4 protein-coding genes are annotated in these 2,630 nt (G+C 31.6%); all 4 read left to right on the top strand.

Annotated features, from left to right (window positions below):
* Positions 1 to 431, top strand: a 431-nt coding sequence (gene lspA / locus MR593_RS09595) for a signal peptidase II (protein ID WP_290692275.1), incomplete at its 5' end; no start/stop codon positions are given.
* A 35-nt stretch (positions 432 to 466) separates the two neighbouring features.
* Positions 467 to 1,396 (top strand): RluA family pseudouridine synthase, encoded by a 930-nt coding sequence (locus tag MR593_RS09600; RefSeq protein WP_290692277.1) that lies wholly within the window; start codon positions 467 to 469, stop codon positions 1,394 to 1,396.
* 213 nt (positions 1,397 to 1,609) lie between these two features.
* Positions 1,610 to 2,143 (top strand): bifunctional pyr operon transcriptional regulator/uracil phosphoribosyltransferase PyrR, encoded by a 534-nt coding sequence (pyrR, locus tag MR593_RS09605; RefSeq protein WP_290692279.1) that lies wholly within the window; start codon positions 1,610 to 1,612, stop codon positions 2,141 to 2,143.
* 32 nt (positions 2,144 to 2,175) lie between these two features.
* Positions 2,176 to 2,630 (top strand): solute carrier family 23 protein (locus tag MR593_RS09610; RefSeq protein ID WP_290692281.1); only part of this gene is annotated, 455 nt, incomplete at its 3' end.

Here is a 2,630-nt window from a genome sequence, read left to right on the forward strand (position 1 = left end):
CACTTTTGATCGCACTCGATCAAATTATAAAAAGATGGGCTTTAAACTTTTTACAGTATAAAGGAAGTATTAGTGTAATAAACGAAGTATTTAATTTAACTTATGTGGAAAATAGGGGAGCGGCATTTGGATTATTTCAAAATAACCAATGGATATTTATAGTAGTTGCTTTGATAGCATCTATAATAGGACTTTATTTTTTACATTCAAATAAAATATCTTCAAAATTAGGAAAGCTTTCAGTTGTACTTATTATAGCAGGAGCGTTGGGGAATTTAATAGACAGAATCAGATTAGATTACGTTGTAGATTATTTTGATTTTGTTTTTATATGGAATTACGTCTTTAATTTAGCGGATTGCTTTATTGTGGTAGGTACAATTTTATTGTGTATATATGTTATAATTAGCGATAATAAACAAAAAAATTAAAATACAAATAACATTTAGAAAGAGAAACGAGAAATATGGATAAAAATATAAACCAAGATGAAATAAGAGAATTTTTAGTTTTAGGAGAAGAAGAGGGAGATAGACTAGATGTGTACTTATCATCACAGCTAGGAGATATGTCTAGAAGCTACATCCAAAAGATAATAAAGGACAAAAAGGTAAAGGTAAACGGTAAAATAGAAAAACCTAAATACCTAGTGAAAGAAGACGACCATATAGTTATAGAGATACCGGCTCCTAAGCTTCTAGAAATAAAACCACAAAATATACCGATAGATATAGTATACGAGGACGACGATTTACTAATAGTAAATAAACCACAGAATATGGTAGTACATCCCGCTCCAGGAAACTACGAAAATACACTGGTAAATGCAATACTATACCATTGTAAGGACAATCTATCTTCAATAAACGGAGTAATAAGACCAGGTATAGTACATAGAATAGACAAGGATACTTCTGGTATTTTAATGATAGCTAAAAACAACAACGCGCATAACTTTTTAGCAGAGCAACTAAAGGACCATTCGATAACTAGAGAGTACGAATTTGTATGCTACGGAGTAGTAAAAGAAGACAAAATCACAGTAGACAAGCCAATAGGAAGAAATCCAAAGGACAGACTAAAAATGGCAATTGCAAAAGATGGAAAAAGGGCAGTAACTCATTTTGAAGTCATAAAAAGATATGAAAATTTCACCCATATGAAGGCGACATTAGAAACTGGTAGAACTCATCAAATAAGAGTCCATGCAGCAAGCATCGGCCATCCTCTTCTAGGTGATCCTGTATATGGACCTAAAAATTCTAAAATAAAATGTACAGGTCAAACTCTACATGCGAGAAAACTGGGATTTATACATCCTACGACTAAAGAGTATGTAGAATTTAACTCAGAGCTACCTCAGTATTTTGTAGAAATACTTGGCAAGTTAAAATAACTATTGAAATAAAAATCTTAAAAATATATAATTGTATTTAAAGAAAAAAATAATATTTAATAAATAATTGAAAATTGAAGAGAATCATAAAAAATATAGATATACCTTTAATTGATACAGAGATATCATAAGGATAGATATACTTTTTTGTTGTGCATATAAAGTATAAACTTCCTGTCTTGTGATGGGAAGTTTTTTTAGTAGGAGGGCATTATGGTAGAAAAGGCAAAATTAATGGACGAAAAGGCAATAGCTAGAGCTATTACTAGGATAAGTCATGAAATAATAGAAAAAAACAAGGGCATAGAGGATGTCATTTTAATAGGGATAAAGACTAGAGGAATACCTATAGCCAATAGGATAGCAAATAGAATAGAAAAAATCGAAGGTAAAAAAGTAGTTACAGGAGAAATGGATATTACTTCATACAGAGATGACCTAAAAAAAATCCAATTAGATCCAGTAATAAATGGAACAAATATAAAATTTGATATAAATGAAAAGACTGTAGTTTTAGTAGACGATGTTTTATATACAGGAAGAACAGTTAGATCAGCTTTAAATGCACTTATGGATATAGGAAGACCTAAGGCGATACAATTAGCTGTATTAGTCGATAGAGGTCATAGAGAGCTTCCTATAAGGGCAGATTATGTAGGAAAAAATGTACCAACGTCAAAACAGGAGATAATTTCTGTCGAGCTTTTGGAGGTAGACGGAGAGGATTCTGTGAAAATAAAAGAGTAGAATTTCTACAAAATAAAATTAGGAGGTCATTTATGAAAAAAGCGGCTTTATCACTTCAACATTTGCTTGCCATGTTTGGGGCGACTGTATTAGTTCCTCTATTGACTGGATTTGATCCATCAGTGGCAATCTTTTGTGCAGGAGTAGGAACATTAATTTTCCATTTTTGTTCAGAGTGGAAAGTACCAGTATTTTTAGGTTCAAGTTTTGCATTTATAGGAGTAATAAATCAGGTTTCAGAGAGCTTTAATGGAGATTTGGCTTATGCTCAAGGAGGAATTATAGTAGCAGGATTTTTATATTTAGTGATGTCTGTAATTATAAAGCTTATAGGAGTGGAAAAGGTAAAAAGATATTTCCCACCACAGGTTACAGGAGCTATGATAGCAGTTATAGGTTTAAATTTAATTCCTTCAGCAATTAACATGGCTATGACATATCTACCAGTTGCAATACTTACTTTAGCCATAGCGATATGTATAAATCA

Source organism: Intestinibacter sp. (assembly GCF_022780145.1).
Taxonomy (GTDB): Bacteria; Bacillota; Clostridia; order Peptostreptococcales; family Peptostreptococcaceae; genus Intestinibacter.